Genomic DNA, 19172 nt, shown 5'->3' with positions numbered 1-19172 from the left:
GTATCCTGTTAGACGAGTATTCCGTGTGGAGATCTGCGGCTCACTTTTTTGCTTTAATTGTGAGTTCGGAGCCGCGTTCCATCTGGACCCGTTGTACGGTGAACCCCAGACCCTCTAACTTCGCTTCGAGCTCATCTGGAGAGCCACCAAAGTCTTCGATTGAGGGACGTTTAGAAACACCCGGTAGATGTATTTCACAGTAGAGGACCCGGCAACTTGGACCAGAAAGGGTTTCCATCATTCCATCGATTACGAGTTGCTCGGCCCCCTCAACGTCGATCTTCACGACATTCGGTGGGGGGATTTCGCTGTCCTCTACCAGCGTGTCCACAGTCGTCGTCGGCACGGTGAGCGATCCGTCGGTACCGTCGGTGTCTATCGAAGAAGACCCGTATCCAATGTCGTCCTCTTCAGGCTGATTGAACTCAATCTCACCGCCGGAGTTGGAGATCGCGGACTCTACGACCTTGATGTTATTTAGACTATTTCGTGCAATGTCCCGTCGAAGCACCTCCACGTTCGGCGGATAAGGTTCGAAAGCGACAACTTTCCCACGAGGACACTTCGTCGCGGCAAAGAGTGAGTAAAGACCGGTATTCGCGCCAATGTCGTAAACCACGTCTTCGTCCTCAATCGAGTCGAGGAAATCTCCGATTTCATCGAATTCAAATTGGAAGCGTTTCTGGTTCCGCTCCACCAGAGTTGGAGTCGGTGCTGAGAACTCGACAGTTTGATCGTTGAGAGTTAATGAGTAGTGCCCCCGTGCGGACATCGCCCGGTAGTAACTCTCGGAATACAGTTTTTGGAATGCTTTCTCTATTAAAACGAGTGGTCCACTCTCACGGTAGATAGAGAGAGCCCGATTGGCGAGAGATATCACGTTCGGATTTGAGTTATTGGACGGGTATAATATCTGTTATGATTTCCATATTCATTGTCGCTCTCCGAGGTACGCCTCGATCCCGTCGTGAATGTTGTACGTCGGCTCGTACCCGAGTGTCTCGCGGGCGCGCGAGATGTCGGCGACGCTCTCGTCGATGTCGCCCTCTTGGGGGTCCACGTGGACGATCCCGCTGTCGGAGTTCGTGGCGTCCTTGACGGCCTCCGCGAGCTCGCGGATCGTGATCTGGGTACCGGTGCCGACGTTGAACGCCTTTCCGGGGGCATCGTCGTGGGTCGCCGCGAGGAGGTTCGCCTGGACAACGTCGTCGACGTGGACGAAGTCGCGGGTCTGGGTGCCGTCGCCCTCGATCGTGATCGGGTCGCCGGCGAGCGCCTGCTCGCGGAAGATCGAGATCACGCCTGAGACGTGCGCTAGTGGTATCTCGACTGGTTCACTTGTTCCAGTCGGAGCCAACTATTACTCGCCGCTAATGATTGACGAGACCAATCTGACGACCGAAGATATCGAGGTTAACGTCTGGGCGGTAGCCGATGTGGAAACCTTCGGAGTAGACCTCACCGAAGTCTCTCCCGGACAATCTCACCTCGAGGAACTGCTATTTATCAAGCACGTGCCGAAACGGTGTCGTGGTGATCCTTTTGTTCTCGTGGATCTCAGGCCTTGGTACAGCTAGGCGCTTAACGAACTTGAACTCTGTGAGTTACGCCTTGAAAAGTAGGGGAACGAACTCTTGTTGAAACCCGATTCGGACTCCTCAAATACCGAGCTAGGTTCTTCTACCATCGTTCTCCTCATAGTTTCTGCAGATCAGTAGGCTGCTGGGTGAAAGCCCTATGTAGTCTTCCATAATGATGTTTTAACCTTAACATTTATTTTCCGACAATAAGAAGATTTCTATATCATCGGCATAGAATCTCCTTATGTGAATAGACTGGAACTAAGACACAAGATGTATTTTGTTTCTACTGAGTAAGATTACTTACACAGGATGAGCTTGCCCCAGCAAAAGAAAACATCTGAGAAAAGCTACCTCTCAAACGGAGTATCAATGTTGAAAAACAATGTAATTGATTTTATTGATGAGTATGATCTTGATTTTCGTGGATATTATTATTATATGGTCTATAAAGTGAGAAGTTTAATACGTCCATCAGAAGTATTCAACCCATTTGAAATCATATATGTTGATCCTTGTAACGTGAATCTGAGGAGAAAAACTGGTACTATACATAAATGGACAGATATGGGGAATATTAAGGATGGCGATTGGGATATAAAAGCTACAAGCCTAGACAAATCAGATGGTTATATAGGGACTTATAAACATTTTAAATATAATATCGAGTGGGAAGATACAAAAATATATAATCAAGCCAAATCAAAATTAGAGATGGGAAATAGATGTTGGGGATGTTCGGATATCAACGATTTATGTGAAAGGCTAGACGATCTCGATAGCCTATACCACCAAATAAAAAAGAGCGGTTTTAAGCCGTCAGTTGAAGTACATAACTCTAGTATAAAAAATATATTATTATCGAGAGAGTTTAGAAATTCTAAAACAGATGTAGCTATTGGGATCGGTAGAAATGGGGAATATATATTAGTTGGTGGTCATCATCGCTTGGCTATCGCAAAAGCTCTTGAATTGAATAAGATCCCCGTTCGAGTGGTAGCCGTACATCCTCAATGGAAGGGAACTAATTTCGATCTAAATAAAATGATGAAAAATAATATGATATAAAAATCCGTAATAAATATTGTGCTGGAAGTAGCTGTAGTGTTGAGTTAAGGAAGAGGCGGGATGAGGATTAGATGTCTATGCAAACAACGCCCGTTTTACAAAGTGTACAACCGGATCAACTTGGAGTCTGGAGTATTAGTCTTGTCGATATTCGCTCATACGCCATACTCTGTGACTTAGCAGGCTTTCATCCGGTTAAGACTGATATAACTCTTCAGATCTGATGGTTACTTAGTATTTGACTAGAAACTCTTTAGAAGACGGTATACTAGTTATATACTGTGACCGTTCACTCATTCCCTCTTGTGTCGGCTATAATAACCACATATAATAGAAGAGAGCAATTAAAAAGTGCAGTTGAAAGTGTGATCCAACAGGACTATCCGAATATTGAAATAATAGTAGTTGATGACAATTCTGATTACAACATTGAAAACATTTTTGACAAATACTCTGATGCGGTTGAATTGGTAGTAAACAACCAGAACAGAGGTGCAAATTGGTCAAGATCTGTTGGGATTTCTAAAGCAAGTGGAAAATATATGACCTTTTTAGATGATGACGATTTATGGTATCCGTCGAAAGTGAGAAGACAGGTAGATTATTTTGAAGACAACGATTATTTGGGGGTTGTAACTGTTGGAAGAGAGAATACCGACGGGACTATAAAAATACCGGAGAGTCCAAAAAAACCAGATCTATTAGAAGAACTATTGTTAGGGAGTAACAGAATTGGCGGTTTCTCACAGATCATGGTTAAATATTCTGCTATCAAACAAGCTGGTCTTCCTGATATTCATTTATCTAGTTCGCAAGACCTAGAATGGTACATCCGACTTTGTCAGAACTGTGATTTTGGTGTGGTTGAAGAGCCACTTATCAGATACAATAAAGATGGAGAAGATAGGATATCTAGTAAAAAATTTACTCATAACTACGACTCTCACGGGAGAATACTCTCTGTACATGAAGACTTATTATATTCAAAGGGAAAGATATTAAAAAATAAAGCATTATCAAATAAAGAGATGAGCTTAGCAAAAAATCATATACACAATGAAGATTATCAAATGGCTAGAGGGCATTGCCTAAAGGCTCTGAAATTGTGCCCTTGGCAACCAAAGATTTATCCATTTATATTGATTTCAATATTGGGAAAACCGGCATATGAACTAGCATTTCAATTTAACAGAATATTAAATTCTAATTAGATAGAATATATTATTCGATATAATACAAATCAAATTGGTTGTTGTTATTTATTTTGTGAATTCTTTGGTTTTGATCTAAGTAGTCCAAATCGTCTTGTGTAAATCTGAGCCCTCGATATAATATAGGATCTCTCACACGGTCAGCTCCTGTTACGGCCAAGTATTTTGGTTCATCATAGTATGTATCTAATTGTTGGTCGGCAAAGTGATCAGGGACGCCTGCTCGATATGCACCTGTATAATCTCTATAGTCAACATTTCGCCCTTCTGTTGCATGAACATATCTGAACACATTTGAACGGACTCTTACAAAATCTGTGGAGGAATCACGATGTTCGAAAGAGGTTGAATAACCTTCAATCTGTGACTCCGGAACGTGACTGTTTGCCTGATATATGTATGGTGACGGGAATGCCAACATTGTACTTAATACTAATATAATTAAAAATCCTAGAGTGACTAAATGGCTAACTCGATGTTTAGATATATAATCATATATTTGGCATATTCCATATGATGACAAAATGGCAACTGGTACAATTGACGCATACAAATGCCTAATATAATATGTATCCGAAATTAGGCTGACTAAAAATACAACAAATAAACTCACACAAGACATAGCTAATAGCCAGGTTACTAGTTCGTTATTTTGATTTTTCCTCACGTTTTTAATATGGAATCTATATACTGTTGAGATTACTATAGCAGAACTAATGAAAATCGTCAAGAAAGTTGGTAAAAATAGCTTAGCGAATACTTCAGTAAGGCTGCCCCCGATCTCGATCAATGATGTAGCCGGAGTTTGACTGGATGATGCTGGCGAAGGATCAATTAGCGTTAGAACAAAACTTTCTGCTGTAACGATGAAGCTTCTTCTAGACTCAACCCATATAAACAACAGGATTAAAACAGAAAAGAATATGTATGGTATGTACTGGGGATTATTAATTTTAATACTCCATCTAGGATTAAAATGAGAGTATAATATAGATACAGATACCGTACCTAATATAATAACGTATATCATAAATATTTGTGGGTGCATAAAAAGGAGCCCTAGTGAAGCAAACATATTGAGTATATAGCTTCTCCAATTAGTATCCACTATTAAAATTAATAGTACTAGAATTGCAAAAGAAATGTATAATCTCGATAATAAATTAGGAATATATTGTAGGCCTGTTTGTCCTAGTGGTAAAATAGACATTCCTATTAAAAGGGGGATTATAAAAGTATGTTTTGTCGCATAAACGTAACGTACAGACACCAGAATAGAGATTATAAATATGAATACAAGAACTACTGGCACCAGTTGTAGTGTTCTTCTAACTGGCATGTCTAAAATGAGGGACATAACCGCAGATAGTATATGTGAGTTATGATAAAATAAATTTAATGGATCAATTGTTCCTTCAATTATATTGTTCACTGTGCCAAAGTGACTTAAAGCATCGCCCTCCCCAACAAAGTAATAACCTCTTATTAAAGGCAATAAATATATTGATAAAAACGCAGTAATTAGAACTAACACGGAGGTTCTTATATAAGATGAGTGATGGATAGGTAAATATAAACAAGACACAAATATAAATAATATACCTGCCCAAAATAATCTTGGGGTTGCTGAATATATAGAAATTTCATAAGTTGATGCAGGAGAATTTCTAGCAAAAACTACACCTATCGTGAATATTCCTATCGAGACAATAAGTAATAATCTGGCTAGTTGTGAAAAATTATTGAATTGTAATTTAACAGTCATTTAATTAGCTGAGGCTTTATTTGGATGAGTAAACCAGTCCGTCTATATGGATGTACAGTACGGCATTTGACTTATACTGTACGATGTAGTCGCAAGGCATCTTGTGTCACTATGTTTTAACGGCTGCTTCTGTCTCTCACAGGATAATTCCCTCAAGAAACCAAAAAAGGGTATAGTCTGGTGATAAAGTGATGCACAAATGGCTTGAAGGGTGTCAACCATTTCTCAGCCAGTTCAGTGAGAAACTCTCGTACGATCGGAATCGTATACGTCGGAAACAGCTGTGAGTGGAGGATTCTGTTTGTTTCCGGGTCGACAGCAGCGTACCGCCAGTACTGCTCGTCATTGATCCAGATTACCTTTTGATCGACCGCAACGTGATCCAGACTCTCTCCATCGGCTGGCTGTAGATTGGCTTTTTAAACCCAGTTGTGGACAGCGACACGACTCCGATCGACACCCAACTCCTCAAGAAAAACTGAATTCGAGAATGATAGTCCTGCGAGATGGTGGCGAATTCCTTTTCAATGATCTCGCGGGGTGTCCGTTCTCGCTCCACAAGCCCAAAGTCGATCCACTCGGTAGACTCGTTGAAGCGGTTAGATTCGGACATGGAACATTCGAACCACCAACCGTCTCTTCCTTAACACCGCAAAGAGTGTTGAGTTGAATTCTATACACACTCATCTTAGCTAACTGTCTATGTCCCCCAAATTTTCTAAGATTTCACACCACGATTCAGTGACGGCTTCGTAGGAGAGCGTGGACTCAACCTCGGGTGCGTTCGTCGCCATCCGTTCGCGCAGCTCGTCGTCCAAGAGCAATCGCTGGATCGCGTCAGCGTATGAATCCACGGTTCGCGACTCGACGATGGTGCCGTTCTCTCCGTCGTCGACGGTGTCTGGGATGGCGCCGAGCGGAGGAACGACCGACGCCGTACCCACGAACATCGCCTCCACGAGCGTCAAGGGAAGCATCTCTCGTTCCGACGTTAGCACGTACACCCGAGTGTCCCGGTAGTACTCCTCCGGGTTGTCGGTCCAGCCTGGCATGTCGACGGTGTCGTCGAGCTCCCTGCGCTCTAACTCCTGTTCAACGTCGTCGTACAGCGGCCCCTCGCCGACGATCGCGGCCGAGAACTCGATCGACCGGTCCCGGAGCTCGGCCAGCACCTCCACGAACAGCAGTGGATCCTTCTCAGAGGCCAGCCTCGTGAGCCAGAGGATGTCGTACTCCGGGTTCTCGCTTGGCTCGTTCTCGGAGAACTGGTTGCCAACCGGGTGCAGCACGGTGTGTATCTTGGTGGGATCGATCCCGTACTCGATCAATCGCTCCCGGTACTCCTCGCCAGCGACCGAGATCGATTCAACCCGTCTGAAGATCCCCAGAGCGTACTTCCCGTACCAGGCTTCGGCGTGAACGTCCAGGTCGCCGCCGATGATGCCGTGTTGTGCGGGCGTCCGCGAGATCCGACTGGCGATGAACGCAATCGTGCCGTACGGGATCAGCGAGAACGAGACGATCAGGTCGTAGTCTCTCGTAATCGTGAGATAGAGCGCCACCAGCTGCATGATGATCTGGCTGATGATCTTGTGCCCGATAATCGGGACGTGGTAGTAAGTAATTCCCTCGACGTCGTCGTACGGATCCATACAGATGACGTGGGTCTCGCCGGATGCGTTCGCGATCGGTTGCACGTGCGTCTCGATCTTCCGTGAGTAGCCAATGAACCCGCAGATAACCAGCACCGACCGTCGTCGCGTCTCCTCCTCCATACGGGATGTGACAGGAACAATAGCCTTAAGACGATTCCGATGTCCAGTTTACAGACGTAAGATGTATCACGCCGCTGACTTCGAAGGTTGTTCTACGGCCACCTGCTTCATTCGTCGTTGAATTACATACCCCGTTTCTATGTCACCGCGCCACGCCGACCGAACCGATAGCCACCAACGAGCATGACCACACGCCGAACGCTCGAGTCGATTCTCATCGACGTCGCCGATAGCACGATTGACGATCAGTGCGAGGATGGTTCGATAACCGGGGGTCACAACGGGCCCCACGACGACCCAGAAACGCCCGTACGAAACACTTCCCACTACCTACTCCTCTTCGCCAGACTGTACGAGCGCACTGGATACGAGCGATACCGCGACGCGGCCGAGCATGCCGCGGACTACCTCCTGACAGACAAGGCCAGACCACACGGCTACACGTTCCACCACCGCGAGTCCGACTCGAAGGATCACGTTAACGGGACCATCGGTCCGGCGTGGACGATCGAGGCAATCGCCGAAGCGAGCCGTGTGCTCGAGATACCCGAACTGGTGGAGGTCGCCGAGGAGGTTTTCCTGCTGCACCCGTTCGACGAGCGGCTCGGGCTGTGGAAAAGAGTCGAGATCGATGGCGACATCCTCTGTTTCGACTCGACCCTGAACCACCAGCTCTGGTTTGCCGCCGCAGGCGGCCTCCTCGCCGAGTACTGCGATGTCGATCCAGAGGTCGCCTCCCGCGTTCACCGGTTCATGGACACCGTCGCGTCGAACACCGGCGTGGACGGGACGGGGCTGTTCGAACTACCCGTCAAGCCGCCGCTCTCCAGATACCCGTGGGTCGCAGTCGCGGACGACCAGGCACGGCTACTGGTCGTCTTGGCAGCGACGACGGTTCCGTTTCCGGACTCACAACGGTTTCGTGATCTCATAACCACGTACACACCTATCTCCCGACTCCCCCTACCAAGCGACAAAGCGAAAGAAAAGAAAATCGGGTATCACTCGTTTCACTTGTACGGATTTGCCATCCTAAAACATATTTATCCCGATCATAAGTTGTGGAATAACTCATCATTCGAGGATGCAATCCAACGAATCGCCACCCAAGAATTCAAAACAGCGCTTCAGGACAGTCAATATGGATACCCATACAACGTCTCCGGCATTGAGTTGGCATACGCTCTCGACGTGTTCTGCAAGAATAGTCCCGAGAAACAAGAGCAGTGGATTTCACGTCAGTTCCAGCATTGCTGGGACCCGAAACAGAATCGGATGGCACGGAATAACCCTGACCCAGAGACGCTGACGGCGAGAGTGTACGAGGCCGCGAGGCTATCTGACTGGGCCCTCGAAATTCGCATAAGTTAATCTGATAAACCCTGCATCGCCAATGAATTGACTTGGTCGATGATTACTTCGGTCGTATCCGTTTTAGTATCTAGTATACGATCACGCTTTTGTATCCACTCGGTTTGATCGTAGTTCTCCAGAATAGAGATCGCGCGGTTGAGGCCGTTCGACTGACGATCGGGCCCAGAGTAATTGAACACCAAACCGAACTTCTCCTCAAGTTCGTCTGTGTACCCTCTCCGACTTGACGAGATGAAGACGGATGGCGTCCCGAGTACAGCACTCTCGGTCGCCATTGTTGCACTCTCCCCGATGAAAAGATCTGAATAGTACATGAGATGGTGGATTCGGTCCGGAGCGACGTTCAGGCGCCGCCTCTCAAGGCTTTCAGGAAGCGAACCTTCGGAAGTAATGAGTACCTTGGCCCCGGTATCTTCGAGACGATTTACAACATCAACGACGTTTTCGATCCCACTATCACCAACATCATGTACAGCGCTCCAAGAGACGAGACGGAGTAAAACCAACGTATCTTCGCGGTTAACACCGGCCTCCTCTAGAATTGTCTCATCTGGGTCAAACCGATTGGGATGGAGGTATGCCAGTTCATGATACCCCGGATATCTGACCTGCTTCGATCCGATGTCGCCCTGATAGCACTCCGGGGTGAGTATTCGGTCGGCGAAAGGAAACGCAAGCGTGTTCTGAAGCGTCGCGTGTTCTGTGTCCGTTAAAACTAGACAGCGACTACCAGAGATGAGCGCTGGTCGCGATATCGCGACACCACCCATCGCTACCATTACATCAGGATCGAACTTGAACGCCTTCCGAGTCAGCTGATACTCGTACTGTAATTCTACCTTAAGTAGCCCCAAGAACGAATCGAACGCCGGAGCGAGCATCTCGTGATCAATATTGTACAGATCTAGGAGTTCGCCCGTCATCTCCTTCTCCCGTGCATAGACCCGAACTTCGTTACCCTCCTGCTGGAGTTCCTTGATTGCATTACGGAACAGATGGACGTGGGCTGGGTGTTGGATACTAAATATTACTCGTGACATGCGTAACCTCTATAGGACATCGCACAGGCTAATTTCCGGCTTGTACAATTCGTCTCTGCGATTACTCATTACGGATTCTGGTTCCCACATGAATACCTGTTTGTCGATATCGATCCAGTTCTGGACGTCAAGCCGGGAAGACATTAACAAGAGATCGTACTGGGACTGTTGTCCAAGTAACTCAAGTTCTCTAATCACGCGGTGTCCCGCTTCTTCCGACACTGCAACGAGTTCTAGGACTCTACCCTCTGTCGTATACTGCTGGACTTTTGGAACAAGGATACCGAAGCCAACGAGTCGGGACCGACGTCGCACGAGAACAAACTCGGCTCCCGGGTACTGACAGATGTGCTCAATTATTTCCGAATTACGTTCAAAACGAGTTGGTGTGGAGTCATACAGGCTCTGTACCTCGTTCAGGTCATCGTTATTCAATCGGCTACACGTTTGAACCTGAAACCCCGTGTCAGCAGGGGTAGATCTTCTCGAAGAAAGCGACTTTATTGGACGTGACACACCCTTCAGGGCCCTATTACTGAGGGGTCGTTGCGAAGCAACCTCGACACACGTATCCAACACAGATTCCGGGATTAAGATTGGAATTGATCGATCATCAACTGGATCCTGTATCGTTTGCTCAGTTAAGGCGAGAGGATCGCCACCAGTAGTTCTCGGTGTTATGTATGAATCGATAGTACTGAGTAGCGCGTGAACGCGCGTTCCAGATTCGACGATCGTCTCCGCATATTGGCCGATTACATTCGAATAGTCGAGGATGTTCATTTGTAGTGGGAGTGCTCGAAAATTCCACCCCTGTCTGATGTGGGCATCGTAGGTGATGCTACCAACCCGGTTGAACGAACAAACTACGCCATTCTTTGAATCGGTGTATTTGGTCGTGGCTTCGCGAAGTTTCGTATAATACCCCCGACCTCGATGAGATTCCTTTACGGCTGTGTCTCCATGTATGTACAAGGGAACTGAACGACTCCCTATCGTCAACTCCTTGTGGAATATCCGACGAAACCCGACGAGCTCGCCATCTACCTCGATGTAGTAACAGTGTTCCTTCGGGTCGAAGCCCGGAAAACGGTGATACTTCCAGTGAAAGAGATCCTGACTCCCCCACTCATCGAAAGCCTGGTTCAACAGATTTAGAACTCGTTCATCATCGGGAAGGCCAGTCTGTACACTCGGCTCACTCATGATTCATCCCACGTGTTGCTGGAGTATCGAATTCATCGAAGTGAAAACATATCCTCGTCCTCGAAGGATTTCGATATTTTGTTTCAACAACTCCACTGAGTGAGACATGTTACGATCGTATAGTGAACGCTTGAGCGTGGACAAGTTGTCGAACGAATCCGTACGATAGAGGTCCTGGAGGTGTACAGTATAGACAATGGTATCTGGTAATGGTGTAACCGATAATCCTGCCTGAAACGCTCTCCCGACGAGTTTTGAATAACTGTGGACCTGCGGGACACGGGTACCCAACATCACACCGGGAGGAATCTCCAGAAGGCTTCCGGGCCCATTGATTTGATATGGGGTAGTCGGGGCGCCCAAGTTCTGGTAGACCCCAGGACGATAGGATGGCATGACACTCGAATCAAAATCAAATCCTTCCTCGTCTAGAATTGCCAGTTCTCTTTCCTCGATGTTCCACTGGGGGGCACGGTATCCCCGAGGATTTGCGCCGAAATGTTCGTAAAACACGTCCTTACCACGCTGGATCTCCTCTCTGAAATCATACGATTTGCTCGTATCGTGCCGATACGAGTGAAGGTGAAACTCACAATCCAACTCCTCGTCAAGCCGGTCGATCTCCTCGGGATATTTCTCCAACGTCTTCCCCACGACGAAGATGCTCAGAGGAACGTCAATGTCCTGAATCAGCTCAATGAACTCGTCGAGATACTCCAGCGTCAGGTGATCGTATCCGGGTTCGTCGAAGTACCAGTCATTCTCAAGATCCAGCGTCAGGCAAAACTGCTTTTCACTCACGAATCTGAATCTCCCGGTCTTCGTTCACCTGCATGTCGAACAACATTGCGAACATCATGAACATGCTCCCGACGCTGAACAACAGCAGACTGGCCGACGCCCGCACGAACAGCGAGTCCCCGAGCGCGAACTTCGCGTATAACGACCAGCCACCCCCTAACAGCCCAAGTGTCGCCGTCACCGCACCGAACACGTAGAACAGCGCCAGTGGGTGAAAGTCCAGTACGAGGTACTTCACTTTGAGCCGCCACAGGAAGTTCTTCAACAACATCCCACTCACCTTTCGGATGTACGTCGAGTACTTGATACTCGACTCCTCGTCGCCGTACACCGCCGGCATAGCGACGTCCGCGACCCGCATCCCTTTGGCATTCAACTTCACGAGCAGGTCGTTACAATAACCGTAATACTCGTACATCCCCTCAACCCCCACGTTGTCCAGGGCGTACCCGGAAATCGCGGTGTACCCGTTTTGCGGGTCCATCGTCTTCCAGTAGCCGCTGGCGATCTTCGTCAAAAACGTCAGGATGGAGTTGCCCAGAAAGCGGAACTTCGGCATGTCCGAGCGGAACTCCTTGTACAGCAGTCTGTTCCCTTTCGCGTAGTCGGCGTCGCCCTCCACGATGGGGTCGAGCAACTTCGTCATCTGGCTCAGGTCCATCTGGCCGTCGCCATCCACAGTTGCCGTCACGTCCATATCGTCGTCGCGCGCAGCCAGATAGCCGGTCTTGATCGCCCCGCCAGCACCGAGGTTCTCCTCGTGCTTGATCGGGACGACGCGCCCCAGCATGTCGTGGCGCACGGCCCGACCGGACAGCGACCCGCCGCCGTCGGCGACTGCCACCTTCCCTTCCTCGGCGACCGACTCCGGCTCGAACTCCTCGCGGTCCTCGCGCGCGGCGTCCATCACCTCGTCCCACGTGCCGTCGGTCGAGCAGTCGTCGACGACGAACATGCGGTCGACGTAGTCGGGCATCTGGCGAACCACATCGCCGATGAACCCCTCCTCGTTGTAGGATGGGATGACGACGCCGACCGTGTGGTCCCGGTACATCTAGATCCTATCGTAGTGGAGGTCAAGGTCCTTTACGTCACTTTCGAAGATCCCCTCGGCGTCGACGAGCACGCCGTCGCCGTCCAGGTCCTCCGCCAACGCGTCAACGTCAAGTTCGCCGTACTCGTCGTGGCCCGCACCAAGGATGACGGCGTCGTACTCCTCGAACGCCAGCCCCGAGGCCACGTCGATCTCGAACTCCCCGCGGAGCGCGTCGTCGTCCGCGTGCGGGTCGTGGCCCACGACGGTCACGTCGTACTCCTTGAGGTGTTCGATCGTGCCGTCGATGGCGGACGTCCGAATGTCCTCCACGTTTGGCTTGTAGGTCAACCCGAGGATGAGCACGTCGCTGTCCTTGAGCACCTTCCCGGCCTGGTTCAGGCCCTTGATCGTCTTCTTGGCGACGTGTTTGGGCATGTACTCGTTGACCTCCCGGGCCGTCTCGATCAGCTGCGGGTCGAACCCGTTCTTCTTCGACTGGTAGATGAAGAAGAAGGGGTCGACGGGGATGCAGTGACCGCCGACGAGTCCGGGGCGGTAGTCGTGGAAGTTCCACTTGGTGCCCGCGGCCTCGAGCACGGCGTTCGAGTCGACGCCGAGCCGGTCACACGCCACGCTCAACTCGTTGATCAGCGCGATGTTCACGTCCCGCTGGACGTTCTCGATGCACTTGGCCGCCTCCGCCACCTCCAGGGAGGGCGCCTCGTGGACGCCGGCGTCCACGATCGACTCGTAGAAGCCGGCGAGCTCCGCGAGCGTCTCGTCGTCGGACGCGCTCACGATCTTCACGACGTTCTCGAGACTGTGTGCCTCATCACCGGGCACGAGTCGCTCGGGCGAGTAGCCCACCGTGAACTCCTCGCCCAGCCGGAAGCCGGACGCCTCCTCGACCGTTGGCGCCAGCACCTCGCGGGTCGCGCCCGGGAACACCGTCGATTCGAGCACGACGGTCGCCCCTTCCGAGAGGTGTTCGCCGACGGTCTCGCCGGCGGCCTCCACGAAGTCGAGGTTCGGGTCGTTCTCGTCGGTGACCGGCGTCGGCACCGTGATCACGACGACGTCCGCGCCCTCGACGAGCGCGGGGTCCGTGTCGAACTCGATGCTCGCCTCCGCGACCGCCGCGTCGCCCACGTCGCCCGTGGGGTCCTCGCCCGCCTCCAGGCGCCCGACGGTCGCCGGCGAGATGTCGTACCCGCGCACGTCGTGGCCCGCCCGGTCGAACCCCACCGCGAGGGGGAGGCCGACGTAGCCCAGCCCCACCACGCAGACACGTTTCACTGCACTATCACGATTCGAACTGTCCCGTTCGGCTGGTCCTGTCTTACTCATACATCTCCTTCCCTGTCAACAAGTAGCCAGCTTCTAACTGGTTGCCCCAAGTACCATCTTCATCACTCGGGATCTGTTGGCAAGGTAAATTGTTGCTTACAGACTAATTCGTACTAGCCTACATAAACGTGTCGTGTATCCAGATTGTTGCCGGGAGTCATTCGACTCACTGGTAATGGCTCTTTACCATCCTCAATGCCGGCGTGGAGCACGTCCTCCCACGGTGATATATCCTTCACGAATTTACGATGAGGAAGGTGAAAGGCTAGACGAGCGCAACGATCGACTTCCCCACGACCACATCCTGGCCTGGTGAAACATCTGATTCAGATCGGAGTCGAAAGACCACGAGTTCAGATCAAGCTAGATGAAGTTACGGCTCTAGACTTCTGAATCAGTTTCAGAGCCAATAGCAGGCAGACTCTGTGTGCGGTATGTCCTGATCTTACTGAGAAATAGACGGATTTGGATACAGCTCGCTCACTCCGTTGCGGATCGGGTGGTCAATGAGTGTGTGTCGCCCCCCTTCACAGAATTTCAAGGCGGATGCCACGGGGCTTGACCCCGTGGAGGAAGCCGACACTCAATGACTCGAACCACATTACGATGATATTCTGACCCCCGAGCACATAAATAACTCCGGGCATATATGTGAAAACACAGTGGAGTTCCGTCGAACCGCCGTCATTAAACTCGACACTCCCGAAGGAGCCGACGCATCCCTTCGAGAGACTGTCGAGCAATTCAAACACTGCGCCAATACCGCGAGCGAATGGTGCTGGCACGGTGACGGCGGCTACCACGTCACTTCCAAAGCGAAAGCCGAATGCGCTCTCTACGACCACCTCCGTGAGGAAACCGACCTCACCGCGAACCTCGTTCAGAAAGGGATTCGCAGAGCTGTCGAAGCCGTGAAAAGTGGAGTCGAACGGCTCAAACGTGGCGAGAAAACGTCACAACCGCACTTCTCAGCAGACAGCGCAGTCTACGACAAACGAAGTGCGACCTTCCACCGTGACCACGTTTCTCTTTCGACCGTGGATGGACGCGTCGAGTGTGACTACATCCTCCCCGACGACCCGGAGACACCGCCGACCAAGTACGTTTCCGACGAGGGCTTCGAGTTCCGGATGGGTCACTTACAGTTCCGTGACGGTGACTGGTATCTCCACGCTTCAATGCGGAAAATCGAAGCAGACGAGAGACCGTCTGAATCCGATTCCAAGCACAGAACAGTCCTTGGTGTGGATTTGGGCGTGAACAACCTCGCGGTTGCTTCGACGGGGAGATTCTGGTCGGCAGATGAGTTCAATCACTGGCGTCGAGAATACGAGAAACGTCGTGGATCGCTTCAGCAGTGTGGTTCTCGCCACGCCCACGAAAATATCGAGTCTGTCGGACAGAAAGAGTACGGGCGGTTTGAGATACACTTGCACACGGTGGCGAACGAACTTATCGAGGAAGCCACCGAGAACGACTGTTCGCACATCGTGTTCGAGGATTTGACCCACATTCGGGAGAACATCCCGGAGGCGACGTGGCAACACGTCTGGGCGTTCCGACGCCTCTACGAATACGTCGAATACAAGGCCGAAGAACGAGGAATCGAGGTCGTACAGGTTGATCCGCGCAATACGTCGAAGCGGTGTTCGACGTGTGGGTTTACCCACGACGATAATCGGTCGGGAGAGTCGTTCGGTTGTCAGAAGTGTGGGTACGAGAACCACGCCGACTACAACGCTGCCAAGAATATTGGTTTGCAGTATCTCCGCCGCAGGCAAAACGCAGGCGACGGAGGCGCACCCGTAGATGTGCGCTTGAATCGCGGGGCGTTGAACGTGAGTGGGGAGTACGTGCCCCCTGCCTCTACTCAGGCATAGAACGGGAGTTCACGCGAAAGCCTCGGGGCTTGACCCCGAGGCAATTTACGATCGATATCGAACACGAGGACAACACTCAACAACGCTACCGGTACGAGCCTGCCGAGGAGAAGTCCGGCTGGTGGCGCGACACCGAGCAGTGGACCGGAACACGCGGGCAGTATCAAGACGCGACGTGCGTCCAAGCGATCTCGCTCACGGTCGATGGAAGCACGGTCGTTTGAGCCAAGCGACAGCCTTCGTCAGGCGCCACCGCCGTATCGACGGCGCCCGCACACCGAACCCCAACTGTACACTCGGCGCAGATACCGGGCGGACCCGAGGCAATTCACCGGGGAGAAGCGAATTCCAGTCACCGAAGCTCACGACCGGGACGGGTTCTGAACGCACGGACAGTCGTCTCTGTGACCGGGAGCGGCTGTTGGGCTCCCAAGAGACAGACATTTGACCATCCCGGCTAATCGGACCGTATGTCTCACCCTTCACTGTCGATCAACGTTATCGGGAGCGGCTACGTCGGCACGACGCTTGCGGCGTCGCTCGCCGACCTCGGCCACACGGTTCGGGCGATCGACATCGACGAGGCCGTCGTCGAGTCGCTGAACGCCGGCGAGTCCCCGGTTCACGAGCCGGGGCTTGACGAGCTCGTCGCCGTACACGCCGGCGACCGACTCACCGCGACGACGAGCTACGACGACGTGGCCGACGCGGACGTGACGTTCCTCGCGATCCAGACGCCCTCACGCGAGGACGGGAGCATTGACGTCTCGCCGCTCGCGGCGGCCGCCGAGATGACCGGCGACGCGCTCGCCGGCACGACCGACCGTCACCTCGTCGTCATCAAAAGCACCGTCACCCCGCCGCACATCCGAACGATCACCGAGCGGGTCCATGCGGGCGCCGGCGACACATCCGGTGTGAGCGTCGGGATGAACCCGGAGTTCCTGCGGGAGGGGACGGCCGTCGCGGACTTCCGTCGCCCCGATAAGCTCGTCTTCGGCACCCACGAGGCGTGGGCAAGCGACCGGCTTGCGGAGGTGTTTGCGCCGCTACGTGCCGCCCACGACGCGCCGCTCGTGGACACGGACCCCGAAACGGCGGCGATGGTCAAATACGCCAACAACGCCTTCCTCGCGAGCAAGATCTCGCTGATCAACGACCTCGGGAACATCTGCAAGGCGTTCGGCCTCGACGCCTACGAGGTGGCCGACGCCATCGGGCTCGATGACCGCATTGGCGACCGGTTCCTGCGCTCGGGCGTCGGCTGGGGCGGAAGCTGTTTCCCGAAGGACGTGGACGCGCTCCGAGCTGCTGCTCGTGCGGCGGGCTATGAGCCGCGCATGCTCGATGCGGCCGTCGCGGTCAACGACCGGCAACCCGAGCGCCTGCTCACACTGCTCGACGAGCACGTCGACGTCGCCGGCGAGCGCGTGGCCGTCCTCGGACTGGCGTTCAAACCCGGGACGGACGACACGCGGAACACGCGGGCGGCGCCGGTGGTCGCCGGACTCCGCGAGCGCGGCGCTGAGGTCGTCGCGTACGACCCGGTCGCGGCCGACACCTTTCGAAGCCGCTACCCGGACCACGATCTGACCGTCGCCGACTCGGCCGCCGACGCGCTTGCGGGCGCTCATGCCGCCGTCGTCGTCACCGACTGGGACGAGTTCGCGGCGCTCGACGAGGCGTTCGACGCCATGGCGAACCGGGTCGTCGTCGACGGCCGGCGTATCATCCAGCGGCGCGAGGGGCTCACCTACGAGGGGCTCACGTGGTGACCCCCGGAGCGCTGGTCGCCGGCCGAGCTGCAGCCGTTACAGCTCGTTCGTCTCGGCTATCGTCACCAACTGCCGACGGGTCCCCGATTTGCCCACCCCACTATTCGGGTCCTTCGGCATCGTGTCTCCCTGTGGGCTGTCGCGGTATTCCCGGACGGGTGCATTCGCATCCCTCTTCCGTGTTCGAGCGAACCGTTTCGTGCTGCGTGGCTTCGCCCAACCGCCGTCTCCCGTTGCCTCCTGGCGACACCCCTTTGTACGACAGCGACGGATGCGGTGACGAAGATGGTGAATGACCCCCGCCGACTCGCAGCACTCGGGCTCTGTGGCGCCCTCCTCGTCGGGCTGTTCGTGCTCGGCGGGATGGGCTCTCCCACCGCACCACATGAGGGCCCGCACCTCGACGACCCGGACGTCGCCCCCGACGAGCACGCCGGCGAGCACGCCGAGACGGGCGGTGAGGTCATCGACACGGACCCGGTCGTGATCGACGTCGGTGACGGAGACACCACACAGCCGTTGCCCGTGGAGAACGCGCCCGACGCCGAGGAAGGACAGGAGCTGATCGTCGACGGGACGCTCACCGACGAGGGAACGCTCGTGGCGACCCCCGAACGCGCCGTCGTGCGTGAGCCATGGGAGACGACGTACATGTACGTCATTTCGGTGATCGGGGCGCTGCTCGTCGCCGCACGTATCGTCGACGGCTGGCGATTCGACCCGCAATCGGTCACGTTCCGGCCGCGGGAGCGGCCGCTGCACGTTCGCGACACGGAGGGGCCGCCCGATGGCTGAGCTGTTCACTCACGTGCTGGCCGGCTACGTGATCGGAACCCTGCTCTCGTGGCGGTACGACTGGGTCACGTACCCGTTCGTCACGGTCGTGATGGTCGGCGCTGCGCTCCCCGATCTCAACCGGATCGGGTTGGTCCTTCCCGCGGACGCCGTCGCCGCCCTGCTGGGCGTTCCCTTCTCGTGGACCCCGCTGCACCGCGCCGGCGGCACCCTCCTCGTCGTCTGTCTCGGCGCGCTCCTCGTGTCCAGGCAGTACCGGCGCGCGGCGGTCGCGCTGCTGTTCGTCGGCGCTGCCTCACACTACGCGCTCGACTTCTTCCTCTACAAGCCCTCGGGAGTCACGGGCCCCCTGCTGTGGCCGTTCCGCACCCACGGCTTCGCAGTCGAGGGCTTCTACCTGAGCTCCGACCGCTGGCCGGCGGTCGTGGTGACGGCGGTTGCCGGCGTCGTGTGGGCGGTCGACCGCCGCTGGATGCGCGACCGGGAGACGACCCCGCCGGCGTGATCGCAGGCCGCGGG

17 protein-coding genes and 1 pseudogene are annotated in these 19172 nt (G+C 53.2%); 8 read left to right on the top strand and 10 right to left on the bottom strand.

Annotated elements, in window-relative coordinates; all coding sequences use genetic code 11:
• Positions 1-40 precede the first annotated feature (40 nt).
• Together ACYQ07_RS05775 and ACYQ07_RS05770 are read right to left on the bottom strand one after the other, a co-directional pair.
• Positions 41-880 (bottom strand): FkbM family methyltransferase, encoded by an 840-nt coding sequence (locus tag ACYQ07_RS05775; protein WP_459878646.1) that lies wholly within the window; start codon positions 878-880, stop codon positions 41-43.
• Positions 881-931: 51 nt separating this feature from the next.
• Entirely contained in the window at positions 932-1300 is a 369-nt protein-coding gene (locus ACYQ07_RS05770; protein ID WP_459878643.1) for an NAD-dependent epimerase/dehydratase family protein, read from the bottom strand.
• Between the two features lie 73 nt (positions 1301-1373).
• Between ACYQ07_RS05770 and ACYQ07_RS05765 the strand changes: the two genes are divergently transcribed.
• The 3 genes from ACYQ07_RS05765 to ACYQ07_RS05755 all read left to right on the top strand — a co-directional run bounded on the left by ACYQ07_RS05765 (position 1374) and on the right by ACYQ07_RS05755 (position 3859).
• Positions 1374-1577 carry a hypothetical protein gene (locus tag ACYQ07_RS05765; RefSeq protein WP_459878640.1) on the top strand — a complete coding sequence of 68 codons (204 nt, stop codon included), beginning with the start codon at positions 1374-1376 and terminating at the stop codon, positions 1575-1577.
• Positions 1578-1892: 315 nt separating this feature from the next.
• Positions 1893-2648 (top strand): ParB/RepB/Spo0J family partition protein, encoded by a 756-nt coding sequence (locus ACYQ07_RS05760; protein WP_459878637.1) that lies wholly within the window; start codon positions 1893-1895, stop codon positions 2646-2648.
• A gap of 281 nt (positions 2649-2929) precedes the next feature.
• Positions 2930-3859 (top strand): glycosyltransferase family 2 protein, encoded by a 930-nt coding sequence (locus tag ACYQ07_RS05755; RefSeq protein WP_459878635.1) that lies wholly within the window; start codon positions 2930-2932, stop codon positions 3857-3859.
• 10 nt (positions 3860-3869) lie between these two features.
• Here the strand turns inward: ACYQ07_RS05755 and ACYQ07_RS05750 are convergent, their stop codons facing one another.
• From ACYQ07_RS05750 to ACYQ07_RS05740, 3 genes and pseudogenes are all read right to left on the bottom strand, one after another.
• The gene (locus ACYQ07_RS05750) at positions 3870-5624 is read right to left on the bottom strand and encodes a hypothetical protein (RefSeq protein ID WP_459878632.1); all 1755 of its coding nucleotides are present in this window, start codon (positions 5622-5624) and stop codon (positions 3870-3872) included.
• Between the two features lie 221 nt (positions 5625-5845).
• Positions 5846-6237: pseudogene (locus ACYQ07_RS05745) on the bottom strand (transposase domain-containing protein); the annotation flags it as partial.
• A gap of 79 nt (positions 6238-6316) precedes the next feature.
• Entirely contained in the window at positions 6317-7399 is a 1083-nt protein-coding gene (locus ACYQ07_RS05740; protein WP_459878629.1) for a glycosyltransferase, read from the bottom strand.
• Between the two features lie 183 nt (positions 7400-7582).
• Between ACYQ07_RS05740 and ACYQ07_RS05735 the strand changes: the two genes are divergently transcribed.
• A complete protein-coding gene (locus ACYQ07_RS05735; RefSeq protein WP_459878626.1) occupies positions 7583-8770 on the top strand; it encodes an AGE family epimerase/isomerase in 1188 nt (395 codons plus the stop codon).
• Here the strand turns inward: ACYQ07_RS05735 and ACYQ07_RS05730 are convergent.
• From ACYQ07_RS05730 to ACYQ07_RS05710, 5 genes are read right to left on the bottom strand one after another with little or no spacing between them, the layout of a single operon-like run.
• Positions 8767-9813, bottom strand: coding sequence for a DUF354 domain-containing protein (locus ACYQ07_RS05730; protein ID WP_459878624.1), 1047 nt, complete (start codon positions 9811-9813; stop codon positions 8767-8769). The two genes, ACYQ07_RS05735 and ACYQ07_RS05730, sit on opposite strands and share 4 nt — an antisense overlap.
• Before the next feature lie 9 nt (positions 9814-9822).
• On the bottom strand, positions 9823-11019 hold the full coding sequence (locus ACYQ07_RS05725; RefSeq protein ID WP_459878622.1) for a GNAT family N-acetyltransferase: 1197 nt from the start codon (positions 11017-11019) through the stop codon (positions 9823-9825).
• A gap of 3 nt (positions 11020-11022) precedes the next feature.
• Positions 11023-11820 carry a polysaccharide deacetylase family protein gene (locus tag ACYQ07_RS05720; RefSeq protein ID WP_459878619.1) on the bottom strand — a complete coding sequence of 266 codons (798 nt, stop codon included), beginning with the start codon at positions 11818-11820 and terminating at the stop codon, positions 11023-11025.
• Positions 11813-12874 (bottom strand): glycosyltransferase family 2 protein, encoded by a 1062-nt coding sequence (locus tag ACYQ07_RS05715; protein WP_459878617.1) that lies wholly within the window; start codon positions 12872-12874, stop codon positions 11813-11815. The genes ACYQ07_RS05720 and ACYQ07_RS05715 overlap by 8 nt, the downstream gene beginning before the upstream one ends.
• Entirely contained in the window at positions 12875-14152 is a 1278-nt protein-coding gene (locus tag ACYQ07_RS05710) for a nucleotide sugar dehydrogenase (RefSeq protein WP_459878614.1), read from the bottom strand.
• Between the two features lie 713 nt (positions 14153-14865).
• Between ACYQ07_RS05710 and ACYQ07_RS05705 the strand changes: the two genes are divergently transcribed.
• From ACYQ07_RS05705 to ACYQ07_RS05690, 4 genes are all read left to right on the top strand, one after another.
• The gene (locus tag ACYQ07_RS05705; RefSeq protein WP_459878612.1) at positions 14866-16083 is read left to right on the top strand and encodes an RNA-guided endonuclease InsQ/TnpB family protein; all 1218 of its coding nucleotides are present in this window, start codon (positions 14866-14868) and stop codon (positions 16081-16083) included.
• 485 nt (positions 16084-16568) lie between these two features.
• Positions 16569-17858, top strand: coding sequence for a UDP-glucose 6-dehydrogenase AglM (aglM, locus tag ACYQ07_RS05700; RefSeq protein ID WP_459880235.1), 1290 nt, complete (start codon positions 16569-16571; stop codon positions 17856-17858).
• A gap of 285 nt (positions 17859-18143) precedes the next feature.
• Complete coding sequence (locus tag ACYQ07_RS05695; RefSeq protein WP_459878610.1) at positions 18144-18653, top strand: OB-like fold-containing membrane protein; 510 nt, start codon at positions 18144-18146, stop codon at positions 18651-18653.
• The gene (locus tag ACYQ07_RS05690; RefSeq protein WP_459878607.1) at positions 18646-19158 is read left to right on the top strand and encodes a metal-dependent hydrolase; all 513 of its coding nucleotides are present in this window, start codon (positions 18646-18648) and stop codon (positions 19156-19158) included. The genes ACYQ07_RS05695 and ACYQ07_RS05690 overlap by 8 nt, the downstream gene beginning before the upstream one ends.
• Positions 19159-19172 lie beyond the last annotated feature (14 nt).

It is taken from the genome of Halorubrum gandharaense (assembly GCF_054654575.1).
The sequence above is the reverse complement of the archived record's forward strand: the minus strand, read 5'-3'. Positions and strand labels throughout refer to the sequence as shown.